Below are 16,716 nucleotides of genomic sequence, written 5' to 3'. Positions count from 1 at the left end.
CTGGCTCTCGGGGGTGTCTCCATGGGTTTGACGCACCCCTGAGAGCCAGCCGCGCTCCATTGCCGGACCACTGTTCCCCACGATCACCGCATGGCCGCCCGCCAGCCGGCGCCGGAAACGATCACCGCGGGGCCGGTCGCCGGCGCCGGAAGGCGATCAGTGTGTGGCTGCCCGGCTCGGGTGGACGGCTTTCGTGGGCGTCATGCCGCTCGATACCGCAGATAGACGACGCCGTTGGTGAAGCGGCGCTGCTCGGCCAGGCGCAGGTCCAGGCGTACCCCGGAAGGCAGGAACCTGGTGCCGCCGCCGACCGCGACCGGTGAGATGAACAGCTGGACCTCGTCGACCAGCGCGGCCCGGAACGCGTGCGCGGCCAGGTGCGGTCCGCCGATGCTGAGATCGCGGTCGGCGGTGTCCTTCAGGGCCTGCACCACCTTCGGGTCGAAGACGCGTTCGATCCGGGTGCGCGCGGTGGTCACCGTCTCCAGCGACGTCGAGTAGACGATCTTGTCGGCGGCCTGCCAGAGCCGGGCGTAGTCGAGCTCCACCGCAGGTGACCCCGGGTGGGTGTGCGCGTCCTCCCAATACCGCATCACCTCGTAGAGGCGCCGGCCGTAGAGATAGGTGCCGATCGAGCGTTCCAGGTCGTTGACGAACGCGTGCACCTCCTCGTCCGGCTCGCTCCAGTCGAATTCGCCCTGCTCGTCGGTGATGTAGCCGTCCAGGGAGGTGATCCCGGTGCAGATCAGCCGTGCCATGCCGTCTCCTTCACGCTCGGTGACTCACCGGGACCATCCTGTCGCTCCGGAGGCGGCGAGGCACGCTTCCGGCGGCCGATTCGCTGAGCCGGTACCTCCACGTACCGATGGGTGAGCCAGGCCAGCCCGAGCACCGCGGTCAGGTAGCCGCCCGCGACCAGCGGGTCGGGCAGCCCCGAGAGCAGGACCCGGTGACCGATCTGGATCAGGACGTAGTGGATCAGGTAGACCGAGTAGCTCACCACCCCGATCCAGGACAACCACTGTGGGGTTCGACGATGACGGCACAGCCGGCCGACCGCGAACGCCCCGCCGAAGGTCACCAGCGTGAGCACGCAGCGGGTCACGTACCGCGGGGTCAGCGCGTCGAACACGACCAGTTCGGCCAGCCAGTTGATCAGCAGCCCGGCGGCCACCACCGTCCCGGCGAGCGCCGGCTGCCACCACCCGACCTGCCCCTGATCGGCGCGGTAGATCGCGGTCCCGGTGAACATCACCGCGAGAATCAGCAGCCCATCCCACCGGTGTGCCGGATCCTGACCGAGAGCGATCAGCGTCACCACGAGCCCGCCGATCAGCAGCCCGCCCGCTTTCACCGGCCCGGCTCGTCCGGAGACAACCAGACCGAGACCGATCACGAGTACGACGGCAGCCGGCCACACCAGCCCCGCCCGCGGCCCGGACAGGGGTGCCGTGACCACCCCGAGCACGGCGAGCCCGATCGCGACCGCCGCCGACGCCCGATGCGCACGGACCGTGAACAGCGCGGTGACCAGCAGGTAGAACACCATCTCGTAGGTCAGCGTCCACAGCACCGGCGTGACCAGTGGCACGTCCAGCAGGAACGGCAGCATCGTCGCGTGCGCCACCGCCGAGGTCACCGGCTCGCCGGTCCGGTAACCGGCCAGCAGCACCACGGCGGCGATCGCGACCAGGTACATCGGGTAGAGCCGCAGCGCCCGGCTGACCCAGAACGCCCGCAGGTCGCCGCGCCGTTCCAGCGAGGCCGGGATGATGTACCCACTGACCAGGAAGAACAGCATCACACCGGCGGTGCCGGCGTGCAGCCACTCGCCGGTGACCGCGCGCAGGTCGGTGAAGACGTACCGGGTCAGGTGGGCGTACAGCACGAGCAGGACCGCGACCGCGCGCAGCCCGTCGAGCCAACCCCACCGCCCGGACATCCGGCCACCCTAATCCATCCACGGTCGCGGAGATCAACAGACGAATCGATCATCGGGAATGGATAGCCTGGGCGGGTGCACATCGTCTATGCGCCGACTGGACGCGAGATCGACGTGCGGCCGCGCAGCCGGGAGGCGACCCTCGCGGACCTGTTCCGGGCGCTCGGTGCCGCCGATCCGGGTGTCGCCACCGTCGACGGGGCCCCGGTGGAGACCACGACACCGATCGAGGACTCCGGGCTGCACGAGGGCGCGACCCTGGACGCCGGCCCACCGCGGGTCACCGCGCCGGGCCCGCCACCGGTATACGAGGCGGTGCTGGTCGCCGGGCTGACCGCCGGGCGGGTGTTCCCGCTGGGCCCCGGTCGCTGGGTGGTCGGGCGCGGGCCGTCGGCCGGGCTGCAGCTCGAGGACGAGACCGTGTCGCGGGAGCACTGCCTGCTGACCGTCGAGCCGGACGGGACGGTCACCGTGACCGATCTCGGCGCGTCCAACGGCGTACAGCGCAATGGGGTAAGGGTGACCGAACCAGCCGCCGTGACCAGCGGTGACGTGCTCGGCATCGGCGCTCTGGCGATGACCTTGCGGCCGGGACCGGGCCGGGACCGGCCGGCCGGCCTCGACCTGCGCCGGCACCTCGGCCCGGGCGGCACGGTCTCGTTCAACCGGCCGCCGCGCGCCGCGCCACCCGAGCGCCCCGGCGGGCTGACCGCGCCGGCCGAGCCGCGCGAACCGGCGAAACCGCACTTCAGCGTCGCCTCCACGGTCGGCCCGCTGGTCCTCGCGGTGGTCATGGTGGTGGTCACCCGCGACCTGCGGTTCGGGCTGTTCGCGCTGCTCTCCCCGCTGATCGGGATCGGCACCTATCTCGAGTCGCGCCGCCGCAACCGCAAGGAGACCGCCGAGGGCAAGCGGACATTCGCGGCCGGCCTGACCGCGTTGGATCAGGGCTTGGCGCGGGCCAGGGAGACCGAGCGGACCCGGCTGCGGGAGCTGCTCGGCGACCCGGCCGAGGCCCTGCGCCGCGCCGAGCTGCCCAGCACCCGGCTCTGGGAGCGGCGGCCCGCCCACGACGACTTCCTGCGGCTCTACGCCGGGATCGCCGACCGGCCGTGGCAGCCGGAGGTCACCGCGGAGACCGGCAAGCTCGCCGGACCGGCCCGGGAACGGGTGGCGAAGGCCGTGCTGCCCGCCGCGCCGGTCGAGGTCGCCCTCGGTGGCGGCGGGATCGTCGGGATCGCCGGTGACCGGGCCGCCGCGCTCGCCGTCGCCCGCAGCCTGCTCTGCCAGGCCGCGGTGCACCACGGCCCGGCCGACCTGACCGTCGCGGTGCTCGTCGACGACGGCCGGGAACCGGAGTGGGACTGGTGCAAGTGGCTGCCGCACACCCGGCTCCCGGACGACTCCGGCCGCTGGCTCGCGCACACCCGGGAGAGCGGCGAGGCGATGGCCCGGCAGCTGGCCGCCGGTGCCGCGCTCGGCACCGCCCTCGTCGTGCTCGACTCCGACGTGCTCACCGAGGGTGCCCGGGCACCGGCCCGGGACCTGCTGAACCAGGCCCGGGTCGCCCCGCGCACGCCGTTCGGCCAGGCCGCCGCGGTGGTCCCGGTCGCCGGGATCGTGCTGGCCGCGAGCGTCGACCGCCTGCCGGCGGCCTGTGACACCGTGCTGGAGATCGTCGATCCGGACGGGGACGCGATCGTACGACGGCCCGCCGACGGTCTCGCCGTCCCGGACGTGCTGCTCGCCGGGCTGGCCGTGCCGCAGGCGCGGACCTGTGCGCGCCGGCTGGCCCGCTTCGACGACCCGGAGCTGCAGCGCACCGGCGCCGGGCTGCCCGACGGCGTGCGGCTGCTGCCGATGATCGGGCTGGCCGGGGTGGACGCCGCCGGGGTCGCCGAGCGCTGGCGGCGCGCCGACCCGGTCGCGATCACCGCGCCACTCGGGGTGACCGACCGCGGTGTGTTCACCCTCGACCTGATCCGGGACGGCCCGCACGGGCTGATCGGCGGCACCACCGGCTCCGGCAAGAGTGAACTGCTGCGCAGCCTGGTCGCCGCGCTCGCCGCGAACGCCGACCCGTCCCGGCTCACGTTCGTGCTGATGGACTACAAGGGCGGCGCGGCGTTCGACGAGTGCGCGCGGCTGCCGCACACCGTCGGCATGGTCACCGACCTGGACGAGCAGCTCGGCGAGCGGGCGCTGCGCTCCCTGGAGGCGGAGCTGCGGCACCGCGAGCGCCGGTTGCGGGAGGTGCGCTGCGACAACCTGATCGAGTACGTCCGCAGCGGCGCGAGCGCCACCGAGCCGATGCCCCGGCTGGTCGTGGTGATCGACGAGTTCGCCACCATGGCCAAGGAACTACCGGACTTCCTGACCGCCCTGGTCGGGATCGCGCAGCGCGGCCGCACCCTGGGCGTGCACCTGATCCTGGCGACGCAGCGGCCGTCCGGCGCGGTCAACGACAACATCCGCACGAACACCAACCTGCGGATCGCCCTGCGGGTGCAGGACGCCGCCGACTCGATCGACGTGATCGGGATCCGGGAGGCGGCCGAGCTGAGCCGGTTGCTGCCCGGCCGGGCGTACGTGCGGCTCGGGCCGGGTGAGGTGGTGCCGATCCAGACGGCGCTGGTCACCGCGGTGTCCGGGGGTGAGGACGACGCGCCGGTCGCGGTGGCGCCGTTCACGTTCGGCGGGGCGGTGACGTCGGGGCCCGCACCTCGTACCGAAGAGAAACGCACGGACCTGGCGCGTCTCGTCGATGCGATCGCCGCAGCGGCCTCGGGTCTGCCGGCACCCCGGCGGCCCTGGCCGGAACCGCTCAGCGGCGACCTCGACCTGGCCACGCTGCCACCGGAACCGGGGCGGGCCACCGTGGCGCTCGCCGACGACCCGGACCGGCAGGCGCAGCACCCGGCCGGCTGGGATCCGGCCGAGGGCAACCTGCTGCTGTTCGGGATCACCGGCAGCGGCACCACGACCACGCTCCAGTCGCTCGCGCTCAGCCTGGCCGTCGCCCGCGGCCCGGAGCAGCTGGAGCTGTACGCGATCGACTACGGCACCGGTGACCTGGCCGTCCTCGACGGGCTCCCGCAGACCGGCGCGGTGATCGCCGCCGACGACCGGGAACGGCAGGTCCGGCTGATCCGGCACCTGCGCGCCGAGCTGGACCGGCGCCGGACCGCCGCGACCGGCCCGCGCCGCACGATCGTGGTGCTGATCGACAACCTGGCCGCGATGCGCGCGGAGTTCGACGACGTCGAGGGCCTGGCCGTGCTGGACCTGCTGACCCGGCTCTACGCCGACGGCACCGCGGCCGGGATCACGTTCGCGGTGACCGCCGACCGGTTCAGCACCGTCCCGCCCGCGTGGACCTCGGTGACCACCCAGCGCTGGCTGTTCCGTCTGCCCGACCCGTACGACTACGTCGCGGCCGGCCTGACCCGCAAGGACGTCCCGGCCCGGGTGCCCGGCCGGATGGTCACCCTGCCGGCCGCACTGCAGGCGCAGGTCGGCCGGCCCACCCCGTCCCCGGCCGCGATGGTCGCCGCGGTCGCCGCCAAATATCCGGACGCGCCGGTGCTGGCCGCCCGGATCGGCGTGCTGCCCGCCGCGGTCGCCGCCGCCGACCTGCCGCCGCCGTCGCTGGCCGGCGAGCCGTGGCGGCTGCCGGTCGGCATCCGCGAGTCCGATCTCGAGGCCGCGCAGCTGGTGCTCTACGAGGGCGACCACGCGCTGATCACCGGCCCGGCCCGCAGCGGCAAGAGCAGCACCCTGCTCAGCCTCGCCGCGGTGCTGCGCGGCCGGGCCCACCTCGCGGCCACCGGCGGCCGCCGTTCCCCGCTGCGCGAGAGCGCGGACCTGGACCGGTTCGCCGCCGCCGGGGGAGCGGCCACCGCGATGCTCGCCGACCTGCGCACCGTCGACGGCCCGGCGGTGCTGTTCATCGACGACGCGGAGGGGTTCGACGACACCGACTCGGCGATCGCCGGGCTGCTCTCGGCCGGCCGGCCCGACCTGCACGTGATCGTGGCCGGGCGCTCGGACGCGCTGCGCACGCTCTACGGCCACTGGACCCAGACGGTCCGCCGGTCCAAGGTGGGGCTGCTGCTGCGCCCGAACGTCGACCTGGACGGCGACCTGCTCGGCGTGACACTGCCCCGGCGGGCGCCGGTCCGGCTGGGCCCCGGCCGCGGCTACCTGATCCACAACGGTGAGTGGGACATCGTGCAGGCCGCGGTCAGCGGCTGACCGGCTCGGGCGCCCCTCTCGGCCGGCTGCCGGCCCGGCGTTCGACCTGCTGACCGCTCTCGGCCAGGCCGCCTAGTCGGCCGGCTCGAGGTCGATCTGTTCGAGGATGTAGTGCGGGATGGTCTGGTGGCAGACCGGGCACTCCCGCTGGAAGACGTGCTCGTTCAGCCGGCGGATCCGGTCCCGGTGGAACAACGGGTGGCCCGGCTCCACCTCGACCACCCGCAGCATCGCCGCGCAGTGCGGGCAGGAGATGGTCAGCGCCTCCCCGAGCAGCGCACCGCGGAAGTCGTCGTCGGTGGCCACACCGGCCGCCACCCGGTCGTCCAGCGCGGCCAGGTCGGCGCCGTCGCTGAAGTGCAGGTAGTAGTAGAGCAGCGAGAGGTTCGGCCGCAGCCGGGTCAGCACCCGGCGCATCCGCGGGTGCCCGGCCAGCCCACGATCCTCCAACTCGTCGAAGTTCCGGATGAGTTCACCGGCCGGCGCGAGCACACCGGCCGGCAGGTAGGTCATCCGGATGCCGTCCAGGGTCAGGAACTGCCGGTCCACCGTTCCACCTCGATCATGTGCCGGATCAGGACCTCCGATTCTCCCGCCCCGGGCAGGGTTTGCGGGATCACCTGGTCCGGGGAGACGTTGGTGGTCCACACGGTCCCGCCCTTGGCGAAGTCCTCGGCGACCTTCGGGTCGGTGGTGAACGAGATCAAGGATCGCTGGCCGGAGACCTGTTCGATCTCGGTGCCGAACGCACCGTGCGCCTGCGCGTAGTAGTCCTCGCTGCCCCACTCCGCGACCCCACGGTCGTGGGCGCGCTGGGACGCCGCCATCGCCTCGTCGAGCGACCCGGTCTCCGCGTAGGCGCGCCGGGCCGCGTCGCTCATCACCATCCCGGTCTCCTCGGCGATGTCGTTCTCCAGGACGTGCCGGGTGCCCCGGTAGATCGGGATGGTCTCCGGCACGTCGCCGCCCTGGCGCCCGCCCGCGCCGAGCTTGCCGCCGACGCCGCCGGTGACGCCGCCCAGCAGCAGGTCGGTGGCCAGACCGCCGGGGTTGAACGGGTCCTCGCCGCTGAAGCCCCGGGCGGCCGCGCCGCCGACCACGTTCTCGATGCCGCCGACGACCGCGCCGCGGACGAACGGGTTGGTTCCCAGGAACCGGGCGCCGCCGGCGAGCATCCCGGCGCCGGCGCCGAGACCGCCCGCGGCTCCGCCGATCAGGCCCTGCACCGCGACCTGGCCCCAGTCGACCTCGCCGGTGGTGAATTTCTGGATGCCGGCGCTGCTGCCGGCGCTGAGCAGGGCTCCGCCGATCATGGCGGCGCCGATCGGGCCGCCGACGCCGGTGGCCATCACCGCGATGCCACCGACGATCATCGCGCCGGCCGCGATGTACTCCCAGTTGTCGCCGACCCATTCGCCGGCGTCCTCGAAGAAGCCGCTGGACATCTCGTCGCGGTAGGCGCGCAGCTCGGCGTCGGTGACCGGGCGCAGGCCGAGCGGGTCGGCGTGACCGATCGGGTCGTTGCCGGCGTAGTGGTAGGGGTTCGCGGCGAACGCCGTACCGGCCACCGGCGGCAACGGGTCGGGGCTGAGGAACGCGTGGGTGGCCGGATCGTAGGCGCGGTGGCGCAGCCAGGTCAGCCCGGCGAACTCCAGCTCGCCGCGGTAGCCGATGCCGGGTTCGGCGCGGGCCGGCGCGCCCCACGCGTCCCGGTCGTCCGGCGTGCCCTGCCAGTCGGGGACGAGCCGGTCGGTGCCGATCGACCAGGGTGCGCCGCCCGCGGTGCTGACCGGACGATCACCCAGCCAGCACGGTGACCCGGCCGGGCCGGGCTCCCAGAAGACCGGCTGGCCGGCCACCTCGGCGAGTTCACCCAGCGGATCGAAGCGGACCGGCAGGCCACCGGCCGAGGAGAGCCGGCCGAACCGGTCCCAGCGGTACTCCCGGTCGCCTTCGCGCACGCGACGACCGGCTCCGTCGTACCCGAAAGTGGTGTCGCCGCGGGAGATCAGCTGCCCGGCGGCGTCGTAGGTGCAGGTCGCGGCGCCGTCGTGGACCAGGCGCCCGGCCGCGTCGTAGCGGAACCGGGTCTCGCCGGCGGCGATCAGCTGCCCGGCCGCGTCGTAGCGGTAGGCGCGCGTGCCGTCGTGGACGACGCGCCCGGCAGCGTCGTGGTCCAGGTGGGCGGCGCGCCGCCCGATGCGGCCGATGAAGGTGTACGCGGAACCGAGCGCCCCCGAGTACTCCCAGGTCAGCCGGCCGTCCGCGCCGGCCGCCTCGATCAGCCGGCCGAGTGCGTCCCGGCGGAGGGTGACCGTCCCGGCCGAGGCGAGCAGCCCACCCGCGTCGTAGGTGTAGCCGGCCTCCGAGCCGTCCGGATAGATCAGCGCGGTCCGGCGGCCGTCGGCGTCGTACCGGTGCCGGACGGTCCGCCCACCCCGCGACCGGGAGATCAGCCGCCCGGCCCGGTCCCAGCCGAGCTCCACCCGGTCGTCACCCTCCGAGGCGGACACCGGGCGGCCCAGCCGGTCCCGCCGGAACGTCAGCGGCGACCCGTCCCCGGCGGTGATCGTGGTGACCCGCCCGGACGGGTCGTACGACCAGCGGACGGTCCGCCCGGCGCCGTCGGTACGGCTGATCATGCGCCCGGCCGGGTCGTACTCGACGCTGGTGCGGCGGCCGAGCGGGTCGACCTGCTGGATCAGCCGGCCCGCCTCGTCGTAGCCGAACGTGACGGTCGCGCCGAGCGGGTCGGTGACCCGGGTGACCCAGCCGCGCGGATGGTGCTCGTAGGTGGTCCGGCCGCCGAGCGGGTCGATCGCGGCGGTCATCCGGCCGGCCGGGTCGTATACGAAGCGCCGGGTGCCGCCGGTCGCGTCGGTGATCGCCACGATCCGCCCTGCCGCGTCGTGCGCATACGTCGAGCGGCCCCGGCCGGGTGTCACCCGCGCGGTCAGGCGGCCGTCCGCGCCGTACTCGAAGGTCTTCACCAGGTCGCCGCGGACCACGGCGACCAGGGCGCCGTCGGCGTCGCGCCGGAAGTCGACACGGCGGCCGGCGCCGTCGACCCGGGCGGCGAGCCGGCCCGCCTCGTCGTGCTCGAAAACGGTCACCCGGCCGGTGGGTGAGACGGTCCGGGCGACCCGGCCGCCCGGCGTGTACTCGACCCGGGTGACACCGCCGTCCGGGCCGGTGACGGTGGTGCGGCGGCCGCAGCGGTCGTACCCGGCGTGCGCGCCGGTGCCGTCCGGGCGCAGGTGGGCGGTGGCGCGGCCGAGCCGGTCGTAGTCGAACGTGCTGCCGGTCAGGCCGTCGTGCAGGGCGGCGATCCGGCCCTTCGCGTCCACGGTCGCGGTCCGCCGCACCCCGGCCGGGTCGATCGTGGCGACCAGGGTGCCGATCGGGTCGTACTCGCGCAGCCAGGTCGCGCCGGCCGGGTCGGTGGTGCTGGTCAGGCGGGACATGGCGTCGTGGGTGAAGTCCCACTTCGTGCCGTCCGGGAGGATCCGCCGGGCCGGGTTGCCGCGCTCGTCGTAGTGCAGCGTGGTGCGGTGCCCGAGCGGGTCGATCGACGCCGCGGGCTCGCCGTGCGGGCCGAACTCGGTCTCCTGCCGGGCACCGTCCGGTCCGGTGACGGCGCGGAGCCGGCCGCCGGGCGAGTGGTGGTAACGCCAGGTGCGGCCGCCCGGGTCGGTGCGTCCGGCCAGGTGACCGCGGGTGTCGTAGTCGAACGTGGTGCGCCGGCCGAGCGGGCTGACCGCCGCGGTGACCCTGCCGAGGGCGTCGCGTTCCAGGCGGGCGGTGTTACCGAGGGCGTCGGTGGTGGTGATCAGCCGCCCGGCGTCGTCGTAGCCGAAGTCCACGGTGACCCCGTCCGGGTCGACGACGCGGCGGACCAGGTTGTTGCGGACGTCGACGCGGGTGACCCCGCCCTCGCCGTCGACGATGTCGGACGGGGTGCGGTTGTCGCCGTCGTACCGGTAGCGGATCGCGGCGTCGCCGGCGCTCACCTCGACGACCCGGCCGGCGTCGTCGTAGCGGTAGGCGAAGCCGTCCCGGCGCAGCAGGTGGCCGCGGTCGTCCCAGCTCATGGTGACCACGGCGCCGTTGCGGTCGGTGACGGTGACCGGGTGGCCCCACTCGTCGTAGGCGCGGCGCAGCGTCTGGCCGTGCGCGTCGGTCACCGCGAGCAGGCGGCCCCGGTCGTCGTGCACGTAGACGTCGGTCTCGCCGACCACGGTGACGTGTCCGGGCAGGTAGACGTAACGGGTCAGGTGTCCGAACCGCGATGTCCGTCCGGGTCGTAGGTGTTGCGGGCGTGCACGACGTCGTCGGCGTCGATCACCGCGGTGACCCGGCCGTCGTCCACTTCGTAACGGTGGGTGCCGTCGTCGAGCAGTTCGCCGGTCTCGGAGTAGTGGTAGGTGGTGGCGCCGACCGAGGTGATCCGCTCGCCGGTCCAGGTCACGGCGGCGTTGCCGACGCTGCTCAGGCGGCCGTCGGCATATCCGAAGGGCAGATCGTTCGCGGTCAGCAGCCGTCCGGTGTCGTCGAAGCGCCAGACCCGGCCGTCGAACCAGCGCAGGCTCAGGTCGTCGTCGAGGGTCGCGTCGATGCCGATGACCCGGCCGTAGCCCGCTCCTTGGCGGCCGAAGAACGCGATCTGCCCGTCCGGTCGGTGGAATTCGGCGCCGTTCTCGGTCAGGCGCAGGCGGGCCGCTCGCCGTGTTGACCGGATCGTCGGCGAACCCGCTGGTGGGCGGGAACCCGTACGCAATCGGGTCGTCGAAAGTGACCGAAGCGCGCCCGCCGCCGAGACCAGCCGCCCGCAGGCTCGCGGCGATCGCGGCATCCGGAAGCCGGGCGAGGTCACCGTCCCCACCCGCGGCCCGGAACGCCTTGGCGATCTGCGCGACCCACTTGGCGTCGGCCTCGTTCAGGTCGATGTACGTGCCGAACGCGGTGAGCAGCGACGTCGCGTCGAGGTGCCCCCACTGGTTGCCGTCCTGGAACTCCCCGTACGCGCTGCGCAGCTGGGTCGACCGGGTGCGCAGCTCGTCATCGGCGGCGCGGCTGTCCCGGACGAAGTCGTCGAGGTCGTCCGGCTGTGCCGAACTGGTTCCCATCAGGCCCTCCGCGTCGGCCGGCCGGGCTTCGTGAAGCCCTGGACATAAACGGTCAGGAACAGGTCGAGAATCTTGGCGCGGTGGTCGGTGAGCGTCCGGCAGGCGCCGACCAGTTCGTCGACGAACTCCCGGTCGGTGACGGCGTAGCGGTCCGGCAGCTCGTAGATCCGCTCGCTGCCGTTCGGATCGTGGCCCGCGGCGCACCCCGCCGACCGGATCAGCCACTCGCCGTCCTCGTGCGTGGCCTCCAGGCAGTACTCCAGGTCGAACGTGCTGCGGGTGTGCCGGACGCTGAGGTACCAGTCGACCTCCAGGGCCCGGTTCAGGTTGCCGCGGTGCAGGTCGCAGGTCGGCCTTACTCCGGACATGCCGCGCTGCTCGCGCGCCCAGACCGCCAGCTCGTCGAAGGCGAGCTGCACTTCGGCGGCGGCCGACAGCACCACCGCGGCGACGGGTCGATCGTCAGTGCTCATCCGGATCACGTCCTTCGGTCGCTGGAGGCGGGCGGGTCACTCCTCCCGGGCCAGGCGCAGGCTGAGGTCCGCGTGCAGGGTGTAGAACCGCCGGAGCGAGGGGACCAGCTCGTCCAGCGGCCGCAGCTCCGGGCCGGAATCCCACTCGGCGTCGATCCGCCCGCCGAACGTGGCGATGTCGCTGCGCAGGCGGTACCGCCCGGTCTCCCCGAGCAGATCGATGCTGATCTCCATGCTGGGCCGCGCCGCGTCCGGCGGCGTCACGGTGAGCCAGCAGGACAGCACACCGGTCGGCAGGTGCCGGCTGCCGGCATAGAGCCGCAGATCCGGTTCCGCCCGGCGCAGCCGATCCCCCTCAAGATGCAGCAGATCCACCAGCGAGTCCCGCACCGCCCGCATTTCGTCCAACCGTCACTCCTCTCGCGCCAGATGCCAGATCAGGTCGGCGTGCCGGCCGTAGAAGTCCCGGAGCAGTGGCAGCAACTCGTCCAGGCCGCGCAGCTCCGGCCCGGTCTGCAGCAGCTCGACGACCTGGCCGTCGGAGGTGCCGATGTCACTCTCGGCGCGATACCGGCCGCCCGCGCCCTCGAGCGCGATGGTGATCTCCATGCTGGGCTCGTCCGGCCGATCGGCCCGGCGGACGTTGAGCCAGCAGGACAACCCACCGCGCGCGGTGCGCCAGCCACTCGCGTTCGCGAGCAGGGTCGGATCGGCCTTCAGCAGCCGATCACCTTCGCTCCGCAACAGGCCGACCAGGGCCTCCTGGGCCGCGAGCCATTCCTCCGGCATTACCCATCCCACCAATCAGGCCATGTCAGGTTTCCCTGCCGATCCTTGCGAACGACGCCCCCGATCGCGTCCTTCACCTGCGTGGTGAACGGGTGCGGATCCGCGCCGGCTTCCACCGCGGGCCTGGTGTTCTGCCACTCCGGCAGCCTCGACATGTCGGTGGGCTGGATCGACACGTGACCGGGCGGCGGCGGGTCCGGCACCGCGCGCAGGCCCGGCCCGAGCTCGTCCGTACGAATGATCTGGGCCTTGTTCCCCTTGCCCATCGCGGTCAGCGGGTCGTCGAACGTGCTCAACCCGGTCGGGTCCTTGGCCGCTTGCGGGGTCAGGTTGGGGGCCGTGTCGCTGCCGCCGCGGAAGACGAACTCCGGTGGCTTCGGCGGCTCCGGGACCTTCGGCGGTTCCGGGGCCTTCGGCGGGCGCGAGCCGAGCCGCCCGCCGACCGCGCCGGTCCCGGCGCCGATCAGCAGGTCGGTGGCGAGCCCGCGCGGGTCGAACGGGTCCTCGCCGGCCGCGAACCGCCCGGTCACCCCGGCGGTCAGGCTGCTGGCCGTGCCGGCCACCGCGCCGCGGATCAGCGGGTTCGTGGTGGCCAGCAGGGCGCTCTTGCCGACCAGCATGCCGGCCCCGCCGCCGACCGCCCCGGAGACCGCGCCGATCAACCCGTCCTTGCCGACCTGTGCCCAGTCGACGCCACCGGTGGTGTATTTCTGCACCCCGGCGCTGATCCCGGCGGACAGCAGCCCGCCGGACGCCGCCATCAGCGCGATCCCGGCCGGGCCGCCCACCCCGGTGAACATCAGCGCGACACCGCCGACGATCATTGCGCCGGCCGCGATGTACTCCCAGTTGTCGCCGACCCACTCGCCGGCGTCCTCGAAGAAGCCGCTGCTCATCTCGTCGCGATAGGCGCGCAGCTCGGCGTCGGTGACCGGACGCAGGCCCAGCGGATCGGTGAGGTTGACCGGATCGTTGCCGGCGTAGTGGTACGGATGGTTGGCCCAGCCGGTGCCGGGCAGTCCGGGCAACGGATCGGGGGACAGGAACGTGCGGTCGGCCGGGGAGTACACCCGGTTACGCAGCCAGACCAGGCCGCCGAACTCCAGCTCGCCGCGGAATCCGACGCCCGGCGCGGTGGCGGCCGGTGAGCCCCAGTCGTCCCGGCCGTCCGGTGCGCCGCCGGTCACCACCGGGTCGCCGCCGATCCAGCACGGCGCGCCGATCGGGTCCGCGCTGTTCCACCAGACCGGCACGCCGCCGACCGAGGCGAGCTCGCCGAGCGGATCCACCTCGACGACGATGTCGCCGACGCCGGTCAGCCGGCCGTACGCGTCCCAGCGATAGTCGACGCGGCCGTCCGGTCCGATCGCGGCGGTACGGCAGCCGTCGGCGTCGTACTCGAACCGGGTCCGCGCGTCGCCGTCGGTGCGGGACAGCAGCTGGCCGGCCGCGTCGTAGCGATAGCCCACGTCCCGTCCGGCGCCCCGCTCGCGGGTGAGCCGACCGTTCGCGTCGTACTCGAACGTCACCCCGTCGGCGAGCCGGAGCCGGCCGGTGGCGTCGTACTCGTACCGGTGCCCGCCCGCGGACCGCAGCCGCCCGGACTCGTCGCGGTCGCCGTCGGGCGAGGGAGCCCGCCGGGGTACGTCGACGACCCGCCCGTCCGGCCCCCGCACCGTGACCGGCCCGCCGTCCGCGGGATGGCTCCAGGTCAGCCGGAGCCCGTCGCGCTCCCGCCCGGTCATCCGCCCGAACCCGTCCCAGCTCAGCGCGACCGACCGGTGGCCCTCGACGACCCGTATCGGCCGGCCGAGGGAGTCCCGCTCCACCACGATCGGCGCGCCGCCGTCGGCCGCCGTCGACTGCATCCGGCCGGACCGGTCCCACCGGAAGCGCTGCCGGCGACCGGCCGCGTCGGTCAGCGCCGCCACGCGTCCGGCCGGGTCGTACTCGGTGGTGCGGGTCCGGCCCAGCGGGTCGGTGGCGGCGACCGGCCGGCCTGCCTCGTCGTACCGGAACGTGCTGGCCGCTCCGAGTGGGTCGGTGATCGCGATGAGGCGGCCGCCGGAGTCGTACCGGTACCGGGTGGTGGCGCCCAGGGCGTCGGTGGCCGTGGTCATCCGCCCGGCCGCGTCGTAGCCGAACCGGCGCGGGCCGGTGGCGAGCGAGGACGCCGCGACCGGCCGACCGGCCGGGTCGTACTCGACGGTCACCGCACCGGCGCCGGGCCGGGTGTACCGGATCGGCCGGCCGGCCGGGTCGTACTCGATGGTGGTGTCGCCGCGGGAGATCAACTGCCCGGCGGCGTCGTACCGCAGGGACGTGGTGGCGCCGTCCGGGCCGGCGACCGTGATCAGCCGTCCGCAGCGGTCGTACTCGTACCCGGTGACCCGGCCCGCCGGTGACACGGTGCGCCGCAGTCGACCGGCCGGGGTGTAGTCGATCCGGGTGACGCCGCCGTCCGGGTCCTCGATGGTGACCCGTCGCCCGCACCTGTCGTACCCGGCGCGGGCCGTGACGCCGTCCGGGCGGAGCTGGGCGGTGGTCCGGCCCAGCGGGTCGAACTCGAAGGTGGCCGAGGTGATCCCGTCGAACAGACCGGTGACCCGGCCGTGTGCGTCGACGGTCGCCGAGTACCGGGTGCCGGTGGGGTCGACGGCGGCGGTCAGGTTGCCGACCTGGTCGTACTCGCGCAGCCAGGTGGCGCCGGCCGGGTCGGTGATGCCGGTCCGCCGGGACATCGCGTCGTGGGTGTACCGCCACTCGGCGCCGTCCGGGAGGGTCAGCCGGGACAGGTTGCCGAGGTCGTCGTACCCGCGGGTGGTGACGTTGCCGAGCGGATCCGCGATCGCTTCGGCCTCGCCGTGCGGGCCGTACCTGATCTCGTGCCGGGCGCCCAGCGGGTCGATCCTCGCGGTGGCGCGGCCGGCGCGGCTGTACTCGCACTGCCAGCGCGCCCCGTCCGGATCGGTCTGTGCGACCAGGTGGCCGCCGGGGCCGTACTCGAACGTGGTGCGCCGGCCGAGCGGCGTGATCGCCGTGACCACCCGGCCCAGCCCGTCGCGTTCCAGGCGCGCGGTGTTGCCGTCCGCGTCGGTCGTCGCGACCAGCCGCCCGGCGTCGTCGAAGCCGAAGTCCACCGTGACCCCGTCCGGATCGACGATCCGGTGGACCAGGTCCCCGCGCACCTCGAGCCGGGTCACCCCGCCCTCGCCGTCGACGATGTCGGACGGGGTGCGGTTGGCGCCGTCGTACCGGTAGCGGACCGCCGCGTCGCCGAACGCCACCTCCACGACCCGGCCGGCATCGTCGTAGCGGTAGGAGAACCCGTCCCGGCGCAGCAGATGACCCCGGTCGTCCCAGCTCATCGTGACCACCGTGCCGTTGCGGTCGGTGACCGCGACCGGGTGGCCCCACTCGTCGTAGGTGCGGCGCAGCGTCTGACCGTGCGCGTCGGTCACTGACAGCAGGCGGCCCCGGTCGTCGTGGACGTAGACGTCGGTCTCGCCGACCACGGTGACGTGTCCGGGCAGGTAGACGTAGCGGGTGAGGTGCCCGAACCGCGACGTCTGAGTCAGTACCCGGCCGTCCGGGTCCGTCCGGGTCGTAGGTGTTGCGGGCGTGCACGACGTCGTCGGCGTCGATCACCGCGGTGACCCGGCCGTCGTCCACTTCGTAACGGTGGGTGCCGTCGCCGATCAGGGCACCGGACTCGTCGTAGGCGAACGCGACGTCGCCGACCGTGGTGATCCGCTCGCCGGTCCAGGCCACGGAAAGATCGCCGACGCTGGTCAGGCGGCCGTCCGTGTAGCCGAAACTCAGATCGTTCGCGGTCAGCAGCCGTCCGGTGTCGTCGAACTGCCACACCCGGCCGTCGAACCAGCGCAGGCTCAGGTCGTCGTCGAGGGTCGCCGCGATGCCGACGACGCGGCCGTAGCCGGTGCCCTGCCGGCCGAGGAACGCGATCTGCCCGTCCGGTCCGTGGAATTCGGCGCCGTTCTCGGTCAGGCGCAGGCGGGTGTCGGCCCACGACGACCAGCCCGGTCCGAACGCGCCGACGGTCGAGGACCGGCTGTTGTAGACCCGAGCAAACCCTTCAAGATCAACAGCCTGGTGTACGAAGTTGCCGCTC

At 73.8% G+C, this 16,716-nt stretch carries 10 protein-coding genes and 1 pseudogene; 1 reads left to right on the top strand and 10 read right to left on the bottom strand.

What is annotated here, in order from left to right; translation table 11 throughout:
• Nucleotides 1-200: 200 nt before the first annotated feature.
• Both ADL15_RS41335 and ADL15_RS41330 read right to left on the bottom strand, forming a co-directional pair.
• Nucleotides 201-758 carry a dihydrofolate reductase family protein gene (locus ADL15_RS41335; protein ID WP_067703988.1) on the bottom strand — a complete coding sequence of 186 codons (558 nt, stop codon included), beginning with the start codon at nucleotides 756-758 and terminating at the stop codon, nucleotides 201-203.
• Entirely contained in the window at nucleotides 746-1,942 is a 1,197-nt protein-coding gene (locus ADL15_RS41330; protein ID WP_067703985.1) for an acyltransferase family protein, read from the bottom strand. Before ADL15_RS41330 ends, ADL15_RS41335 begins: the two co-directional genes overlap by 13 nt.
• A 75-nt stretch (nucleotides 1,943-2,017) precedes the next feature.
• Here ADL15_RS41330 and ADL15_RS41325 point away from each other — a divergent pair, with 75 nt between their 5' ends.
• Entirely contained in the window at nucleotides 2,018-6,196 is a 4,179-nt protein-coding gene (locus ADL15_RS41325) for an FtsK/SpoIIIE domain-containing protein (protein ID WP_067703982.1), read from the top strand.
• A 72-nt stretch (nucleotides 6,197-6,268) separates the two neighbouring features.
• Here the strand turns inward: ADL15_RS41325 and ADL15_RS41320 are convergent, their stop codons facing one another.
• The 8 genes and pseudogenes from ADL15_RS41320 to ADL15_RS57240 form a co-directional block, all read right to left on the bottom strand.
• Entirely contained in the window at nucleotides 6,269-6,745 is a 477-nt protein-coding gene (locus ADL15_RS41320; RefSeq protein WP_067703979.1) for a hypothetical protein, read from the bottom strand.
• A complete protein-coding gene (locus ADL15_RS41315) occupies nucleotides 6,727-10,434 on the bottom strand; it encodes an RHS repeat-associated core domain-containing protein (protein ID WP_067703976.1) in 3,708 nt (1,235 codons plus the stop codon). Before ADL15_RS41315 ends, ADL15_RS41320 begins: the two co-directional genes overlap by 19 nt.
• Nucleotides 10,435-10,466: 32 nt before the next feature.
• A complete protein-coding gene (locus ADL15_RS54715) occupies nucleotides 10,467-10,973 on the bottom strand; it encodes a hypothetical protein (protein WP_067703973.1) in 507 nt (168 codons plus the stop codon).
• A gap of 348 nt (nucleotides 10,974-11,321) precedes the next feature.
• The gene (locus tag ADL15_RS41305) at nucleotides 11,322-11,795 is read right to left on the bottom strand and encodes a hypothetical protein (RefSeq protein ID WP_157441947.1); all 474 of its coding nucleotides are present in this window, start codon (nucleotides 11,793-11,795) and stop codon (nucleotides 11,322-11,324) included.
• A gap of 36 nt (nucleotides 11,796-11,831) precedes the next feature.
• On the bottom strand, nucleotides 11,832-12,203 hold the full coding sequence (locus tag ADL15_RS41300) for a hypothetical protein (protein ID WP_157441946.1): 372 nt from the start codon (nucleotides 12,201-12,203) through the stop codon (nucleotides 11,832-11,834).
• Between the two features lie 3 nt (nucleotides 12,204-12,206).
• Nucleotides 12,207-12,584, bottom strand: coding sequence for a hypothetical protein (locus ADL15_RS41295; protein WP_067703965.1), 378 nt, complete (start codon nucleotides 12,582-12,584; stop codon nucleotides 12,207-12,209).
• Nucleotides 12,584-16,099, bottom strand: coding sequence for an RHS repeat-associated core domain-containing protein (locus tag ADL15_RS41290; RefSeq protein ID WP_067703962.1), 3,516 nt, complete (start codon nucleotides 16,097-16,099; stop codon nucleotides 12,584-12,586). Before ADL15_RS41290 ends, ADL15_RS41295 begins: the two co-directional genes overlap by 1 nt.
• Before the next feature lie 508 nt (nucleotides 16,100-16,607).
• Nucleotides 16,608-16,716 (bottom strand): annotated as a pseudogene (locus ADL15_RS57240) (DUF6531 domain-containing protein); the annotation flags it as partial.

The sequence above is a fragment of the Actinoplanes awajinensis subsp. mycoplanecinus genome, from assembly GCF_001509495.1.
GTDB lineage: Bacteria > Actinomycetota > Actinomycetes > Mycobacteriales > Micromonosporaceae > Actinoplanes > Actinoplanes palleronii.
This window is presented reverse-complemented; position numbering and strand designations above follow the sequence as displayed.

What these genes read in the sequence shown, in the direction of transcription:
- ADL15_RS41335 (WP_067703988.1), bottom strand. Translation starts at nt 758, where the DNA reads ATGGCACGGCTGATCTGCACCGGGATCACCTCCCTGGACGGCTACATC.
- ADL15_RS41330 (WP_067703985.1), bottom strand. Translation starts at nt 1,942, where the DNA reads ATGTCCGGGCGGTGGGGTTGGCTCGACGGGCTGCGCGCGGTCGCGGTC.
- ADL15_RS41305 (WP_157441947.1), bottom strand. Translation starts at nt 11,795, where the DNA reads ATGAGCACTGACGATCGACCCGTCGCCGCGGTGGTGCTGTCGGCCGCC.
- ADL15_RS41295 (WP_067703965.1), bottom strand. Translation starts at nt 12,584, where the DNA reads ATGCCGGAGGAATGGCTCGCGGCCCAGGAGGCCCTGGTCGGCCTGTTG.